Below are 14,638 nucleotides of genomic sequence, written 5' to 3' on the forward strand. Positions count from 1 at the left end.
AGCCGATGCCATCAGGGCACAGTGGACTGACGATGAACGATTTCCTGCACAAGCTGCCCGAATTTATCGGCAACCATGTGGCCTTGTCGGCCCTGTTCATGATCCTGCTGGTGGCGTTGATCGTCATGCAGGTCAGCACGCTGTTCAGCAAGATCAAGGAGCTCAGCCCGGCCGGGCTGACCCAGCTGATCAACCGCGAGAGCCCGCTGCTGATCGACCTGTCGGCGATCGCCGAGTTCGAGAAGATGCACGTGCCCGGCGCCCGCCACGTGGCGATGAGCCAGTTCGACCCCGAACACAAGGACCTCGCCAAGGCGAAGGAACTGCCGGTGGTGGTGATGGACAAGGACGGCCGCGGCAACTCGCTGAAGGCTTCGCAGCGGCTGGTCAAGGCCGGCTTCGGCAAGGTCTACACGCTGGGCGGCGGCGTGCTGGCCTGGCACGCGGCGCAACTGCCGGTCGCCAAGGGCAACAAATAGGCTGCCAGCCTGATGGCGGCAGCCCGTTCGCGGGCAATGCTCTTCGGAATCCCGAATCCAGCGCCATAGGCATCGCCCGCAAGCGGGCTCCTACAGAGCGCGGTCGTGGATACCGGCGCGCCCGGCAATGATCGCCGCCAGCACGTCCGGCGCGTATTCGAACGAGTCGTAGTACAGCCGCTCTTCCGGCAGGCCGGCGGCGAGGAACAGCGGGTGCGCGGCGTCGATCATCGCCGGCGGGCCGCTCATGTACAGGTCATGGCCGGAGAGATCGGGCTGGTCGGCCAGCACCGCCTCGTGCACCAGCCCCGTGCGCAAGCCATCGGCCAGGTCGGGGTGGGAGACCACGGCGTGGAACGCCAGGTTCGGCACCTCGCGCGCCCATTGCTCGGCCAGCGCGCGCAGGTACAGGTCTGCCGCGCTGCGCGCGCCCCAGTACAACTGCATGTTCCGGCGCGTGCCCAGTGCGATGAAGTGCTCGACGATCGCCTTGACCGGGGCGAAACCGGTGCCACCGGCCATGAAGATCATCGGCCGCTCGGAATCCTCGCGCGGCACGAAGGTGCCCAGCGGCCCCTCGACGTGCAGGCGGTCGCCGACCTCGAGCACGTCGTCGACCCACGAGGTGAAGCCGCCGCCGGCAACATGGCGCACGTGCAGTTCGATCGAACCGTCCCGCTGCGGACCATTGGCAATGGAGAATGGCCGGCGCCGGCCGTCCTCCAGCAGCACGTCCAGGTACTGGCCCGGCAGCCGCCGCAGCCGGCGCTCGCCGCGATCGGGCTGCAGCCGCAGGCCGATCACGTCCGCTGCCAGCCGCCACTTGTCGGCCACCACCACGCCGAGCCGGCGCCGCGCGATGTCCTCCACCGAGGCCACCTCGCGCGCCTCCAGCAGCAGGTCGCCGCACGGCACGGCCTGGCACGGCAGCACCGCGTGCTGCGCGAGCGCGCCGGCATCCAGCGCCAGCGGCGGATTGCGCGGATACTCGCAGCGCCCTTCCAGCAGGGTCGCCTTGCAGCTGCCGCAGACACCGGCGCGGCAGGAATACGGCAGCGCCACGCCCGCGCGCTGCGCCGCTTCCAGCACAGTCTCGCCGATGGCCACCGGGAACTGGCGGCCGGAGGATTTAAGGGTAACGATGGGCACCGGGTGCATTGTCGCGGCGAACACGGCAGACAACAATGCGGGTTCGCATCACGGGAATCAACGATGAGCCTCTGGAAACAACCCGCCGACCTGGCCCGCCTCAACGGCTGGAGCGCCAACACCATGATGGAGGCGCTGGGTATCCGCATTACCGCGGTCGGCGACGACTGGCTGCAGGGCACCATGCCGGTCGATCAGCGCACCCACCAGCCCTACGGCCTGCTGCACGGCGGCGCCTCGGTGGCGCTGGCCGAAACGCTGGGCAGCACCGCGGCGATGCTCACGCTGGACCCCGAGAAGGAGCTGGCGGTGGGCCTGGACATCAACGCGAACCACGTCCGCGGCGTGCGCAGCGGCACGGTGACCGGCACCGCGAAGGCGCTGCACCTCGGCCGCACCACCCAGGTGTGGGAGATCCGCATCGAGACCGAAGACGGCGCACTGGTGTGCATCTCGCGCATCACCATGGCGGTGATCCCCGCGCGCGGCATGGGCGTGCGTTGAACGACGCCCCGTACGCCAGCCTCACCCCCGACCTGGTGCTCGACGCGGTGAGCGCCTGCGGCCTGTGGCCGGACGGCCGCCTGCTGGCGCTGAACAGCTACGAGAACCGGGTATGGCAGGTAGGGCTGGAGCACGATGGATTGGAACCGTCCGCGCCGGTGATAGCGAAGTTCTACCGACCCGGCCGCTGGAGCGATGCGGCGATCATCGAGGAACACGCGTTCACGCAGGAGCTGGCCGACGCCGAACTGCCGGTGGTGGCGCCGCTCGCGTTCGGCGGCCGCACCCTGCTGCATCACGCCGGCTTCCACTACGCGCTGACGCCGCGCCGCGGCGGTCGCGCGCCGGAGCTGGAAACCATCGACCAGCTGCAATGGCTGGGTCGGCTGATCGCGCGCCTGCACCTGATCGGCGCCCGCGCGCCGTTCGTGCATCGCGGCAAGCTCGACCGCGACACGATGGTGCAGCAGCCGATGCAGGCGGTGCTCGGCTCGTCGCTGCTGCCGGTCTCGCTGCAGACGAACTACCGCGCGGCGGCGACGCGGCTGGATGCGGCGATCGCCGCGCGCCTGGAGGCCATCGGCCCGCTGCGCCAGCTGCGCCTGCACGGCGACTGCCACCCCGGCAACGTGCTGTGGACCGACGCCGGCCCTCACTTCGTCGACTTCGACGACGCCCGCACTGGCCCCGCCGTGCAGGATCTGTGGATGCTGGCGAACGACGAACGCGCGATGGATGCCGTGCTTGAGGGCTACCAGCAGTTCCGCGACTTCGACCACGCCGAACTGGCGCTGGTCCCCGCATTGCGCGCGATGCGCCAGCTGCACTACGCCGGCTGGATCGCCGCGCGCTGGCACGACCCGGCCTTCCCCGCGGCATTCCCGTTCGCCGCCGAATCGCGCTGGTGGGAACAGCACATCGCCGACCTGCACGAGCTGGCCGACGCGCTGGGATGAGGGTCCGCTGCGGCATTCGATCGCAAGAACTTTCATCCGCACGCGCAAGCAGGCATGCTTGGCCGGATACCTTGCCGAGTGTGTCCATGAAACGATCCCGCACCGCCGCCCTGCTGCTGATGAGCACGGCCCCGTTGTTGCTGACCGCCTGCGACCGCAGCGAGAGCGCGTCGCGTGAAGGCCTGTACACCTCAGTCGAGGCCTGCGTGGCGCAGACCAACGACCGCGACACCTGCCAGCAGGCGTTCGCCAAGGCGCAGCAGGACGCGGCGACCACCGCGCCGCGCTTCGCCAATCGCGAGGCCTGCGAGGCCAGCTACGGCAAGGAGCAGTGCGCCGAACGCAGCGATGGCGCCAGCCATTCGTTCTTCGGCCCGCTGATGACCGGCTTCTTCCTGTCGCAGATGATGTCGCGCAACGGCGTGGCCGCGAATGGTTTCAACAGCGCGCCGGCGTTCCGCGACAACAGCGGTGGCTGGCAGCGCCCCGCCACCGGCGCCGGCGGCGTCTACCGCGGCGGTGCCGGCACCGCGATGGTGCCGGTCAACGCCACGCCGAACCGCGCGGTCACGGTCAGCCGTTCCGGCTTCGGCACGTCCGGCAGCAGCCGCGGCATCGGCGGCTGATGCGCCGGGTCGCCACGGCCGAGCGCCCCGACTGGCGCGCCAAGGCCGCCGCGTGCGGTTTCGGTTTCCACACCATCGACGACGCGCCGTACTGGGACGAGTCGGCGTATTACGCCTTCAGCCTGCGCGAGATCGAGAACGACATCGAGGCGCCCAGCGAAGAGCTGCACGCGATGGCGCTGGACATGGTCGAACGCGTCGTCGGCAGCGAGCAGCACATGCAGCAGCTGGCGATCCCGGAACCGTACCGCGACTGGATCGCGCAGAGCTGGCGCGAGCGCCAGCCGCACCTGTACGGGCGCATGGATTTCGCCTGCGACGGCCATGGCCCGGCCAAGCTGTACGAGTTGAACTACGACACGCCGACCTCGCTGTTCGAAGCCGCGTTCTTCCAGTGGCAATGGCTGGAAGACCAGCTTGCACGCGGCCAACTGCCGGCCGGCAGCGACCAGTTCAACTCGATCTACGAATCCCTGGTGGAAGCGTTCGGCACGATCGCGCGACGCATCGCGCGGCCGTTCCATTTCGCCGCCGTGCGCGATTCGGCGGAAGACCAGGGCACCGTCGCCTACCTGCGCGACTGTGCGCTGCAGGCCGGCATCGACTGCGGCGCGCTGGCGATCGAAGACATCGGCATCTCCGCCGACGGCCGCTTCACCGACCTCGACGACCACGTGATCGGCTGCCTGTTCAAGCTGTACCCGCTGGAAGACCTGTTCCGCGAATCGTTCGGTGCATACCTGCCGCGCTCGGGCCTGCAGCTGATCGAACCGCCGTGGAAGGCGCTGCTCAGCAACAAGGGCATCCTGCCGCTGCTGTGGGACGCGCATCGCGGCCATCCGAACCTGCTGCCGGCCGAGTTCGACGGCGGCGATGAGTTGCCGCGCGGCTGGGTGCGCAAGCCGCTGCATTCGCGCGAGGGCGCCAACATCGCGATGCACCTGGACGACGGCCGCGAACTGCGCACCGACGGCCCCTACGACGGCCCGTGCATCCGCCAGGCCTGCCATCCGCTGACCGGCTTCGACGGCCACCACCCACTGATCGGAAGCTGGGTGGTCGGCGACCGCGCCTGCGGCATCGGTATCCGCGAGGACCGCTCGCTGGTCACCCAGGACAGCGCCCGCTTCGTGCCGCATGCGATCGTCGAGGAAGCGCGCGGCGTGCTGATCGCCTAAGCTTGCGTCTTTTTCCGCACAAGGCCCCGCATGCGCACCCTCCTGTTCCGCCTGATCGGCGTCCTCGAAATCGCCGGTGGCTTCTACGGCGTGGCGGCGATGCTGCACCGGCTGTTGCCGTTCGGCGCGCACGACAGTGTGCTCGCCCTGCTCGGCCTGGCGTTGTACGGCTTCGTACTGGCGGCCGGGGTCCAGCTGGTTGCCGGTAGCGAACACGGCGTGCGCCTGTCGCGCTGGGCGCAGTTGCTGCAATTGCCGTTGATCGCGCTTCCGGTGTTCAGCTACGGCCTGCACTGCGGCGCCTTCGTCAACGTGTTCGTCACGCTACAGGCCACGCCGCGGCTGGCCCTGGACTGGCACTTCGGCACCCAGGGTTTCGTGCTCGCCGCCGCCGGTCCGTCCGTGTCGCGCCTGGGCATCAACCTGCTCGCCCTGCTCTCCTGGCTGATCCTGCGCCTGCGCTGACGCTCTTGCTCCCTCCCCTGCGAAGCAGGGGGAGGGCCGGGGTGGGGCGCTTTTGATCTTCCCTGCCAACCCGAGCAACCCCTCCTAGCCTCCCCTGCAAGCAGGGGAGGAAGCAGAGCAGCAGCTATCATGCACGGATGAATACGCCTACCTCGCTGCCCGTCATCCGCCTGAAATCCGACCGCAGCCCCGGCCACCCGTGGGTGTGGTCGGCGCAGATCTACAAGCCGGAATCGAAACTGCCGCCCGGCAGCGTGGTCGAGGTGCAGGATGCGAAGGGCCGCTTCGTCGGCCGTGCGTTCTGGAACGGTCACGCGCGCATCGCGTTGCGCCTGCTCGACACGCATCCGGACGCCACGATCGACGCCGACTGGATTGCCGCGCGCATCGCCCGCGCGGTGCAGCTGCGCCGCGACTGGCTGCAGCTCGATGCCGTCAGCGACGCCTGGCGCGTGGTGCACAGCGAGGGCGACGATCTTTCCGGCCTGATCGTCGACCGCTACGCCGACGTCCTCGTCATCGAATATTTCGCCGCCGGCATGTGGAAGTTCCGCGAAGCGATCCACGCCGCGCTGCTCACGCACTTCCCCGATGCGCAACTGTACTGGTTCGCCGAATCACACGTGCAGAAGCAGGAATCGTTCGACTGCCGCAGCCCCGAGGTGCCCGCCGCGTTCGAGGTGCACGAGCACGGCCTGCGCTTCCACGCCGCGCCCGGTTCGGGCCACAAGACCGGCTTCTTCGCCGACCAGCGCGACAACCGCAAACGCTTCGCCGAACTGGCGAAGGGCCGCCGCGTGCTCGACCTGTGCTGCAACGCCGGCGGCTTCGCGGTGCACGCGATGGCGGCTGGCGCACGCGAGGCGGTCGGCGTGGATCTGGACGCGGGCATCCTGGAAGTCGCCCGCGCCAACGCCGCCGCCAACAACGTCGCGGTGACGTTCGAGCAGTCCGACATCTTCGATTGGGTGCGCGCCGCGGTGGCGCGCGGCGAGCGCTACGACGCGGTGATCCTCGACCCGGCCAAGCTCACCCGCGACCGCAGCAAGGTGATGGACGCGCTGAAGAAATACTTTGCGATGAATCGCATGGCGCTGGACATCATTCCGCCCGGCGGCCTGCTGCTGACCTGCTCGTGCACCGGCCTGGTCGGCGAAGGCGAGTTCCTGGAGATGTTGCGCCGGGTGGCGCTCAACGCCGGCCGCGAAATCCAGGTGCTGGAAGTGCGCGGTGCCGGCGCCGACCACCCGTTCCGCACCGACGTGCCCGAGGGACGTTACCTGAAGGCGGTGTTTTGCCGGGTGGATTGAGCCGCCCCGGCTTTTTTGCAGGAGCGGCATGGGTCAGGATTTTCGCGGCAGCCGCCCACGCAGCGAGGCGGCGTCGAACGGCCCGGGTTGCGCGACCAGTTCGCGCGCCGCATCCACCTGGTCCCACGTGTTCCACAGCAACACGCCGCGCACGCGGCCGCCGTCCAGGTAGTACACCACGCCCTCGCGGTTCGGCTCGCGCCAGTCCTCGACCACCTCAAGCCGCGTGTCCAGCAGGCCGACCGCCTCATAGCCGAGATCGAACAGGTCCGAATAGAAGAACGGCAATACGGTGTATTCCCCGGCCACGCCAGCCATCGCGCGGCCGGCATGGCGGCCCATGCTAACCGCCGCGTCCTCGTGCTCCACGCGCAGGCGCCGGCCCAGCGCCGGGTTGTGGAAATTGGCCACGTCGCCGGCAGCCCAGATGTCCGCATCGCTGCTGCGCAGCTGCGCGTCGACCACGATGCCGTTGTCGACGGCAAGCCCGGCCTGTTCGGCCAGCGCGGTATTCGGCGTCACGCCGAGGCCGGCCACCGCCGCCTCCACGCGCAGCAGGCTGCCGTCGGACAGCGCCAGCTCCACACCGCCATCGGTGGGGTTGCTGCCCTCCACGCGCACACCGCTGCGCACGTCCACTCCGCGATCGCGGTAATACGCGTCGAGATAGCGCGCCAGCCTATCGGGGTAGCGCCCCGCGCCGATCGTCTCGCCGGGAAACAGCAAGGTCACCTTGCAGCCGAGGGCGCACAGCGATGCGGCCAGCTCGCAGCCGATGAAGCCGCCGCCGATCACTGCGATGAAGGCGCCAGGCTTGGCGTAGCGCCGCAAGGCCTGGTAATCGTCCAGCGTGCGGAAATGGATGATCCGCTCCCCACCCTCGAACGGCAGCCGCCGCGGGGTGGCGCCGGTGGCCAGCAGCAGGCGACGGTAGCGGTAGCTGTCACCGTGGTCGTCGCGCGCAGTGCGCGCCACCCGGTCCAGCGACTCGACGCGCCGGCCCGCATGCAGCGTCGCGCCGCTCTGCGCGGTGGCCAGGTCGATGTCGGCCACCGACTTGTCGCCCTTCCACAGCGCCTTGGACAGCGGCGGCCGCTGGTACGGCGGTTGCGCCTCGGCACCAACGATGCCGACGTTCGCCGCGGCATCGACCTGGCGGATCGCCTTGGCGGCCGCGTCGGCCGTCATGCCGCCGCCGATGATCAGGTAATCGTGGATGTGTTCCATGTCTGTCTCCCGGGCCGATGGATCGACCCATGATGCACCGCCCTGGCAGCGGCAACGTGAAATCCAGGCGCAGCCGATGAGACCGCTCGACGTACACTGGATGCATCGACCCGGGAAAACGTTCCATGCCGCCCAATGAAATCCTGCTGATCGCCCTCGTCATCCTCGCTGCACTGGTGCTGCTGTTGCAGCTCGCACTGCTGCTGCGCGGCCGCGGCGACCCCGGCCTGGACGCGAAGCTGGATGCGCTGAAGGACGACAGCGCGCGCGTCGAACGCACCCTGCGCGAGGAGCAGCGCGCCGGGCGCGAGGAGCTGCAGCAGGGCTTCGACCGTTTCCGCGGCCACCTCGGCGAGCAGTTCGGCGGCATGTCGCAGCAGCAGGGCGAGCGCATCGAGGGTTTCGGCCAGCGCCTGACCCTGCTCACCGAACGCACCGACACCGGCCTGCAGGCACTGGCACAGCGCCTCGCCGAGGACGCGCGCAAGAGCCGCGAGGAAACCACGCTTGCGCTCAACCATTTCGGCGAGCAGCAGCAGCAGCGCCTGGCCGCGCTCGGCGCCGAGCACGAGAAGCGCATGGGCGAAGTGCGAGCCACGCTGGAGGCCAAGCTCGGCGCGATCCAGCAGGACAACGCGGCCAAGCTCGAGCAGATGCGCGCCACCGTCGACGAGAAGCTGCACGCCACGCTCGAAACCCGCCTCGGCGAGTCTTTCAAGCTGGTGTCCGAACGACTGGAAGCGGTGCAGCGCGGGCTGGGCGAGATGCAGAGCCTGGCCACCGGCGTCGGCGACCTGAAGCGCGTGCTAGGCAACGTGAAGACACGCGGCGTACTGGGCGAAACCCAGCTCGGCGCCCTGCTCGAACAACTGCTGACGCCCGACCAGTACGCCGCCAACGTGGCCGTGGTGCCCAACACCGACGCGCGGGTGGAATACGCCATCCACATGCCCAACGGCGTCGACGGCGCCCCATTGTGGCTGCCGATCGACGCCAAGTTCCCGCTCGAGGATTACCAGCGCCTGCAGGACGCCCAGGAAAACGCCAACGCCGTCGCCGCCGCGGACGCCGCCAATGCGCTGGAACGACGCGTGCGCGAGGAAGCCAAGCGCATCCGCAGCAAATACGTGGTGCCGCCGCACACGGTGGATTTCGCCATCCTGTTCCTGCCCACCGAGGGCCTGTTCGCCGAAGTGCTGCGGCGGCCGGGCCTGTTCGAGTCGCTGCAGCGCGACCATCACATCACGGTCGCCGGGCCGACCACGCTGGCGGCGATCCTGACCAGCCTCAAGGCCGGCTTCCGCACGCTGGCGATCGAGAAGCGCAGCAGCGAGGTATGGCAACTGCTGGGCGCGGTCAAGACCGAATTCGGCAAGTTCGGCGCGGTGCTGGACAAGGTCAAGAAGAATCTCGACCAGGCCAGCAACCAGATCGACGCGACCGGCGTGCGTACCCGTGCCATCGAACGCAGGCTGCGCGGCGTGGAAACCGCGCCAGGCGACGTCACCCGCCAATTGCTGGACGACGTGCCCACGCCGGACGACAGTGACGACGACACCGAGACCTGACTTTCCCGCCCGCCCGGACCTGCGCCGGCTTGACGCGGACGTTAGACTGCCCCATCCGCCCACCCGAGATTCCCCATGAGCGAGCAGCGCAACCCCAACGACGTCAGCCAGGAACAGGCCGAGGAGGCCGTGCGCACGCTGCTGCGCTGGGCCGGCGAGGACCCTTCGCGCGAAGGCTTGCTGGACACCCCCAAGCGGGTGGTCAAGGCCTACCGCGACTGGTTCGCCGGCTACGATTCCGACCCGGGCGACTACCTGCGCCGCACCTTCCGGGAGGTGAACGGCTACGACGAGATGGTGGTGCTGCGCGACATCGAGTTCGAGAGCCACTGCGAGCACCACATGGCACCGATCATCGGCCGCGCCCACGTCGGCTACCTGCCGACCAACCGGGTGGTCGGCATCAGCAAGCTGGCGCGCGTGGTGGACGGCTTCGCGCGCCGTTTCCAGGTGCAGGAGAAGCTCACCGCGCAGATCGCCCAGTGCATCCAGGAGACCCTGCAGCCGGCCGGCGTGGCGGTGGTGATCGACGCCAGCCACGAGTGCATGACCACCCGCGGTGTGCACAAGCGCGGCGTGTCGATGGTGACCAGCCAGATGCTCGGCACTTTCCGCGACGACGCACGCACCCGCGCCGAGTTCCTGCAGTTCATCGGCATCCACGGCGGCCACCGCTGAACGCGCGGCTGGCTGCCGCGCTGGCGCTGCTGCTGGCGACGGCGGCCGCGTCGGCGCAGGAAACCCGCTCGCAATACCTGCAGTTGTTCGACCGCGACGGGGACGGCCGGGTCAGCGAGGCCGAATACGTCGCCTACATGAGCCGCGGCTTCCAGGCGATGGACCGCAACGGCAACGGCATCATCGACAGCGACGAGCTGCCCGGCGGGCGCGGCCAGCCGATCACGCTGCAGGAGTATCGGGACAACCTGCGCCGCCAGTTCCACAAGCTCGACCGCAATCACGACGGCTACCTCGACGCCCGCGAACTGACTGCGCCGCCGCAATAGCGCTCCCTCCCCTGCGACGCAGGGGAGGGCCGGGGCGGGGTTGCTCTTGGCTTCTTGTCAGGCCGAGATCGCCAGTTTCTCCGAGCGGTACAGCTGCACCGTCGCCAGCATCGCGAGCAACGCTGCCGCAAGGCTGCCGGCCAGGCACAGGACGAGCTGCACCGCGCTGACACCGTCGCCGCGCAGCAGCTGCATGATGCCGAGGTTCTGGCCCAGCAGCGGCACCGCGTACATCCACGCCTGCGCCTTGATCGGCATGAACGACAGCAGCAGGCTGGGAATGATCGGCACCAGCATCAGCAGCGAGATGTAGGTCTGCGCCTCGCGATAGCTCTTGGCGAACGCCGCCACCATCGACTGCAGCGCGGCCAGCAGCAGCACCAGCGGCAGCATCAGCAGCAGCACGTAGGTCGCGAAGTGCAGGCCGAGATCCAGCTCCATGCCGATCTTGCCGGCGGGAATGAACTGCCCCACCACGGCGAACGCCAGCAGGGTGATCAGCAGGCTGGCGGTGGAGAACGCGCAGATCGCCGCCAGCTTGCCGCACAGGATCTTCCAGCGCGCCACCGGGTTGGCGAACAGCGGCTCCAGCGATTGCCGCTCGCGCTCGCCGGCGGTGAGGTCGATCGCCAGGTACATGCCGCCCATGAAGATGGTGATGACGAAGAAGTACGGCAGCATCGCGAACATCAGCACCGCGCGCGACTGTGGCGTGGCCTGGTCGCGCCGGGCCACCTGCAGCGGCCACGCCGTGCCCGGCGACATGCCGCGCGCGACCAGCCGCATCGCGCCCTGCTGCCGCGCATAGCCTTCGACCAGTTTGGTCACCCGCTCCACCGAGGTATTGGCGTCGCGCTGCGAGGAGTCGTAGAACAGCTCGACCTGCACCGGCTCGCCCTTGCGCCAGGCCTTGCCGTAACCGGCGGCGATGCGCAGCACCACGTCGGCGTCCTGCTGGCGCACGGCCTGCGCGGGGTCGGCCACCGGCGCACCCGGCACCACGCCGCCGGCCTTCAGCGCGTCGAGCAGGTTCGGCGCGTACTCGGCGCCGATCACCGGTACCGGCAGCGGCTTCTCGGCCTTGTCCAGTTCGCGGTTGAGGGTGAAGTTGATCAGCATCACAAACAGCAGTGGCCCCAGCAGCGGGCCGGTGAGGAACGCGCTCATCAGGGTGCGGCGATCGCGCAGGTTCTCCTTCACCTCTTTCAGGAACACGGTGAGGAAGGCGCGGGTTTTCGGGGTTGCCTTGTTCATGCCGCCAGTCCCTCTTCGCTGCCGATGATCTTCACGAAGGCGTCTTCCAGGTTGGATTCGCCGGTCTGCGCGCGCAGTGCGTCCGGTGATTCGTCGGCCACCACGCGGCCGTGCGCGATCACCACGATGCGGTCGCACAGCGCGGCGACCTCCTGCATGATGTGGCTGGAAAACAGCACGCAGCGGCCCTCGTCCTTCAGCCGCCGCATGAACTGGCGCAGCGCGCGGGTGGCCATCACGTCGAGGCCGTTGGTCGGCTCGTCGAGGATCACGTTGCGCGGGTCGTGCACCAGCGCGCGGGCGATCGCCGTCTTCACCCGCTGGCCCTGCGAGAAACCCTCGGTGCGCCGGTCGGCGATGTCGTCCATCTCCAGCGCCTTCACCAGCGCCTCGCGCCGGCTCGCCAGCAGCTCCTCCGGCAGGCCGTGCAGGCGCCCGAAGTAGTCGATGTTCTCGCGCGCGGTCAGCCGCTTGTACAGGCCGCGCGCATCCGGCAGCACGCCGAGCCGGCGGCGCACGCCGAGCGGGTCGACCGCCGCATCGATGCCGTCGACCAGTACCTGGCCACGGTCCGGCGTCATCAGCGTGTACAGCATGCGCAAGGTGGTCGTCTTGCCGGCGCCGTTGGGGCCGAGCAGGCCGGTGATCTCGCCGTCACGGGCACTGAAGCTGACGCCGTCGACGGCCTTCACCGTGCCGAACGCCTTGTGTAGATCCCTTACCTCGATCATGGCGCGGCTCCTTAAGGGGTTGAACCATTGAAGTCGATGAAGATCGGCGTGGGCTGCAGCCGGTCCAGGCAGCTCGCGTCCAGCGTCTTTGGGTCGAGTTTCTCGACGAAGTGCTCGATCAGTTGCGGCGTGCAACCAGTGGCCATCACGCTGTGCGCCTGGCCCTTGAGCACCAGCACGCGCGCGTTCGGCAGGCCTTTGGCCACCTCGTCGGCATAGCGCGGCGGGGTTACCGGATCGTACTGGCCGGCCAGCAGCAGCACCGGCTTGTCGCTCTTCAGCGGCTGATGGAAGTCGGCCGGGCGCACGCCCTTCGGCCACACCGAGCAGACCGCCTTCAGCGCGTCGACCATGCGCGTGCCGAGGATCGTCTGCGCGTCCTGCGGGCGCGCCGTGAGCAGGTCGGCGTCCTCGCTGCAGATCACCGAGTACTGCATGCCGCTGCCCATCAACTCGGACAATTCGCCGGACAGCAGCTTGGCCTGGCCCAGCAGCGGGCCGACGTCGCCACGGGCGGCCGCGTCGATCGACAGCGGCAGCAAGGCGGCGGTGGCCGGTGTGTAGGCGAACATGCGCACCACGCTGGCCAGCGAGTCCTCGTCCAGCATCCGCTTCACGGTCTGGTAGCTCTGCGGATCGCGGAAGCTGACCTGGTGCGGGTTCGCGCGCAGCGCGTCGCGCAGCTGGTACAGGGTCTGGTCCGGATCGCCGAACTGCTTTTTGCAAGCCGGTTCGGCGGTGCAGCGGGCGAACTGCGCCTTCAGCGCATCGTCCAGGTTGCGCGCGAAATCCTCGCCCAGCGCCAGCGAGTTCGGCACCACGCTGTCCAGCACCACGCTACGCACCGCCTGCGGGAAGCGCATCAGGTATTGCTGCGCCATCCGCGTGCCGTACGACACGCCGACCAGGTCAAGCGGCGGCGCGCCGAGCGCCTTGCGCACGTCTTCCAGATCCTGCGCCGTGATCGTGGTGGTGTAGTAGCGCGGGTCGGCGTGGCCGGCCAGCTGCTTCAGGCAGGTGGCCGCCGCCGCCCGCAGCTTGTCGGCGTCGAACGTGCTGTCGTCTCCCGGCGTGGCGACCGCGGAGGATGCCTTGCAGTCGAGCGCATTCGAACCACCGGTGCCGCGCTGGTCCAGCAGCAGCACGTGGCGATGCGCCAGCAGCGGTTGCAGCACCGACGCCACCAGGCCCGCCGAGTCGGTCGCCGCCTGGCCGGGACCGCCGGCGAGGAAGGCCAGCATGTCGGGACTTGCCACCTGCGCCCGCGAGCGCAGCACCGCCAGCTTCAGCCTGATCGTGCGGCTGTGCGGATCGGCGCGGTTTTCCGGCACCGGGAACTCGGTGCACCACGCCGCCGTGCTGAGCCCGCTGTTCGGCTGCGCCAGTTCGCAGGCGGACAAGGTGACGGCGCCGAGCTTCCAGGTCGCCGGTTTGGCCGGCGCCACTTTCGCGGCAGGCGCCGGCGAGGCGGCGGCCGCGGGCGGCAGGTCCTTGTCCTGCCCGCGGCGATGGCCGCCATGGCTGGCGGCGAAGATCGCCACCGCGATGGCGACCACTACCCCCATGCGTGCTCTGGACTTCTTGTTCACGTGCTGCTCCCCGGGTCGAAAATCGATTCAATGGGACGGCCAAACAGTTTCGCGAGCTTGAACGCCAGCGGCAGGCTCGGATCGTACTTGCCGGTCTCGATCGCATTGACGGTCTGCCGCGATACGTCCAGCCGCTCGGCCAGGTCCGCCTGTGACCAGCCGTGCTCGCCGCGCAATTCGCGTACGTGGTTATGCATGACGGCGATAACGCCAGACGACCACCAGCTTGGCGAGACCGAACGTCGCGAACAGGCACGGCATCACCCAGATCGCCACCGCTCCGCCGCGCACCTGCCAGCCCACATCCGCCAGCAGCAGCAGGCCGAAGCTGAAGAAGCCGAAACCGGTCGCCATGGCGGCTATCGCAAACGATTCCAGGTCGATGCGCCGCTCCAGTTCGTCCTGATCGCGCAGCACCCGCACCATCGCGCGGATCGCCAGCACGATCGGCAGCAGCGGCAGCAATGCCAGCCCCACCCGCCATGGCAGGCTGGCAAGCTTCGGCAGCAGCAGCCCCGACAGCACGATCAGCACCACATAGGCCAGCATGGCCGGGAGGAATTCACGCAGGTAGCGCTTATGGACGGCGCGCATC

General features: G+C 69.0%; 17 protein-coding genes. 10 read left to right on the plus strand and 7 right to left on the minus strand.

Features of this window, described 5'->3' with window-relative positions:
* Positions 1-32 precede the first annotated feature (32 nt).
* On the plus strand, positions 33-479 hold the full coding sequence (locus QQA13_RS14445; RefSeq protein WP_108471710.1) for a rhodanese-like domain-containing protein: 447 nt from the start codon (positions 33-35) through the stop codon (positions 477-479).
* Positions 480-569: 90 nt separating this feature from the next.
* Here QQA13_RS14445 and QQA13_RS14450 read toward each other — a convergent pair whose 3' ends face one another.
* A complete protein-coding gene (locus tag QQA13_RS14450) occupies positions 570-1,637 on the minus strand; it encodes a 2Fe-2S iron-sulfur cluster-binding protein (RefSeq protein WP_108471711.1) in 1,068 nt (355 codons plus the stop codon).
* A 54-nt stretch (positions 1,638-1,691) separates the two neighbouring features.
* Between QQA13_RS14450 and QQA13_RS14455 the strand changes: the two genes are divergently transcribed.
* The 6 genes from QQA13_RS14455 (at position 1,692) to QQA13_RS14480 (ending at position 6,667) form a co-directional block, all read left to right on the plus strand.
* Positions 1,692-2,132, plus strand: coding sequence for a hotdog fold thioesterase (locus tag QQA13_RS14455; protein WP_108471712.1), 441 nt, complete (start codon positions 1,692-1,694; stop codon positions 2,130-2,132).
* On the plus strand, positions 2,129-3,088 hold the full coding sequence (locus tag QQA13_RS14460) for a serine/threonine protein kinase (protein ID WP_108471713.1): 960 nt from the start codon (positions 2,129-2,131) through the stop codon (positions 3,086-3,088). Before QQA13_RS14455 ends, QQA13_RS14460 begins: the two co-directional genes overlap by 4 nt.
* 86 nt (positions 3,089-3,174) lie before the next feature.
* Positions 3,175-3,714, plus strand: coding sequence for a DUF1190 domain-containing protein (locus QQA13_RS14465; protein WP_108471714.1), 540 nt, complete (start codon positions 3,175-3,177; stop codon positions 3,712-3,714).
* Positions 3,714-4,892 carry a glutathionylspermidine synthase family protein gene (locus tag QQA13_RS14470; protein ID WP_108471715.1) on the plus strand — a complete coding sequence of 393 codons (1,179 nt, stop codon included), beginning with the start codon at positions 3,714-3,716 and terminating at the stop codon, positions 4,890-4,892. The genes QQA13_RS14465 and QQA13_RS14470 overlap by 1 nt, the downstream gene beginning before the upstream one ends.
* Before the next feature lie 30 nt (positions 4,893-4,922).
* Positions 4,923-5,357 carry a hypothetical protein gene (locus QQA13_RS14475; protein WP_108471716.1) on the plus strand — a complete coding sequence of 145 codons (435 nt, stop codon included), beginning with the start codon at positions 4,923-4,925 and terminating at the stop codon, positions 5,355-5,357.
* Between the two features lie 137 nt (positions 5,358-5,494).
* A complete protein-coding gene (locus QQA13_RS14480) occupies positions 5,495-6,667 on the plus strand; it encodes a class I SAM-dependent rRNA methyltransferase (RefSeq protein ID WP_108471717.1) in 1,173 nt (390 codons plus the stop codon).
* Positions 6,668-6,700: 33 nt separating this feature from the next.
* Here the strand turns inward: QQA13_RS14480 and QQA13_RS14485 are convergent, their stop codons facing one another.
* Positions 6,701-7,894, minus strand: a complete 1,194-nt coding sequence (locus QQA13_RS14485; RefSeq protein WP_108471718.1) for an NAD(P)/FAD-dependent oxidoreductase — start codon at positions 7,892-7,894, stop codon at positions 6,701-6,703.
* 125 nt (positions 7,895-8,019) lie between these two features.
* Here QQA13_RS14485 and QQA13_RS14490 point away from each other — a divergent pair, with 125 nt between their 5' ends.
* The 3 genes from QQA13_RS14490 (at position 8,020) to QQA13_RS14500 (ending at position 10,469) form a co-directional block, all read left to right on the plus strand.
* Positions 8,020-9,462, plus strand: coding sequence for a DNA recombination protein RmuC (locus QQA13_RS14490; RefSeq protein ID WP_108471719.1), 1,443 nt, complete (start codon positions 8,020-8,022; stop codon positions 9,460-9,462).
* 75 nt (positions 9,463-9,537) lie between these two features.
* On the plus strand, positions 9,538-10,140 hold the full coding sequence (gene folE, locus QQA13_RS14495; protein ID WP_108471720.1) for a GTP cyclohydrolase I FolE: 603 nt from the start codon (positions 9,538-9,540) through the stop codon (positions 10,138-10,140).
* Positions 10,137-10,469: an EF-hand domain-containing protein gene (locus tag QQA13_RS14500; RefSeq protein WP_108471895.1), complete on the plus strand. Its 333-nt coding sequence runs from the start codon at positions 10,137-10,139 to the stop codon at positions 10,467-10,469. The genes folE and QQA13_RS14500 overlap by 4 nt, the downstream gene beginning before the upstream one ends.
* A gap of 57 nt (positions 10,470-10,526) precedes the next feature.
* Here QQA13_RS14500 and QQA13_RS14505 read toward each other — a convergent pair whose 3' ends face one another.
* The 5 genes from QQA13_RS14505 to QQA13_RS14525 are packed head-to-tail and all read right to left on the minus strand — an operon-like array spanning position 10,527 to position 14,637.
* Positions 10,527-11,723 (minus strand): ABC transporter permease, encoded by a 1,197-nt coding sequence (locus QQA13_RS14505; RefSeq protein ID WP_108471721.1) that lies wholly within the window; start codon positions 11,721-11,723, stop codon positions 10,527-10,529.
* Positions 11,720-12,454: an ATP-binding cassette domain-containing protein gene (locus tag QQA13_RS14510; protein ID WP_108471722.1), complete on the minus strand. Its 735-nt coding sequence runs from the start codon at positions 12,452-12,454 to the stop codon at positions 11,720-11,722. Before QQA13_RS14510 ends, QQA13_RS14505 begins: the two co-directional genes overlap by 4 nt.
* A gap of 11 nt (positions 12,455-12,465) precedes the next feature.
* On the minus strand, positions 12,466-14,019 hold the full coding sequence (locus QQA13_RS14515; RefSeq protein ID WP_108471896.1) for an alpha/beta hydrolase: 1,554 nt from the start codon (positions 14,017-14,019) through the stop codon (positions 12,466-12,468).
* A 20-nt stretch (positions 14,020-14,039) separates the two neighbouring features.
* Positions 14,040-14,240, minus strand: a complete 201-nt coding sequence (locus QQA13_RS14520) for a helix-turn-helix transcriptional regulator (protein ID WP_108471723.1) — start codon at positions 14,238-14,240, stop codon at positions 14,040-14,042.
* Positions 14,233-14,637, minus strand: a complete 405-nt coding sequence (locus tag QQA13_RS14525) for a hypothetical protein (protein WP_108471724.1) — start codon at positions 14,635-14,637, stop codon at positions 14,233-14,235. Before QQA13_RS14525 ends, QQA13_RS14520 begins: the two co-directional genes overlap by 8 nt.
* Position 14,638: the final 1 nt, after the last annotated feature.

Source organism: Rhodanobacter thiooxydans, assembly GCF_030291135.1.
GTDB lineage: Bacteria > Pseudomonadota > Gammaproteobacteria > Xanthomonadales > Rhodanobacteraceae > Rhodanobacter > Rhodanobacter thiooxydans_A.